Here is a 630-nt window from a genome sequence, read left to right as displayed (position 1 = left end):
CCCCCAGCTCAGTCCCCCAACCCCACCAGGTTCGGAATCTCCTGCGTCGCGTACCAGAGCAACTCATGATCATCAGCCCCGTCCACGATGAACTGCGCGTCATCGTCCCCCTGATCCGCCGCCCCCAACGCATCCGCGGCCTCTCCCACTTCCCCCTCGGCCTCCGCGGAGTCGACATGCACAGCCGCGGCCTTGCTCAGCGGCACCGGCCCAGCCACCCGCACCTCCCCGAGCGCCACCGGATCGAGCCCCCGATCGGGATCGGCCACCGCATCCCGGTCGGCCACGTCCACGGCCACCACGACCCGCCGCCGCGCCGCCCCCGGATCCACGGCCACCAGCCGCAACGACGCGAGCGCCGCCCGGTTCAGCGCCGCGTACTCCAACTCCTCGATGTCGTCGGACAGATACCACTCCCGCAGAGCGGGCGTGACGGCGTACGCGGCGAACGCCCCCTCCCCCAGCTCACCCGTCTTGTACGCCTCGGCGAGCCCGGGAAGGGTCAGGGGGACGTAGACGCGCATGGCAGTCCGCTTTCGTAGTCGTGTTCTCGGGTCACGCCGGAGCACCTCGACCCGTGCCGACGGTCCCCGCGAAGCCTCAAAAGGACCTTCAGGATACGTGCGGGCG

Annotated in this window: 1 protein-coding gene; it reads right to left on the bottom strand. The window is 70.6% G+C overall.

Annotation, left to right across the window (positions count from 1 at the left end; translation table 11 throughout):
* Positions 1–8 precede the first annotated feature (8 nt).
* Positions 9–524 carry a DUF6912 family protein gene (locus P1P70_RS45520; RefSeq protein WP_319248472.1) on the bottom strand — a complete coding sequence of 172 codons (516 nt, stop codon included), beginning with the start codon at positions 522–524 and terminating at the stop codon, positions 9–11.
* Positions 525–630: the final 106 nt, after the last annotated feature.

It is taken from the genome of Streptomyces sp. MB09-02B, from assembly GCF_033794485.1.
Lineage (GTDB): Bacteria > Actinomycetota > Actinomycetes > Streptomycetales > Streptomycetaceae > Streptomyces.
Note: the sequence above shows the minus strand (reverse complement) of the source record. Positions and strands in the feature narration are given on the sequence as shown.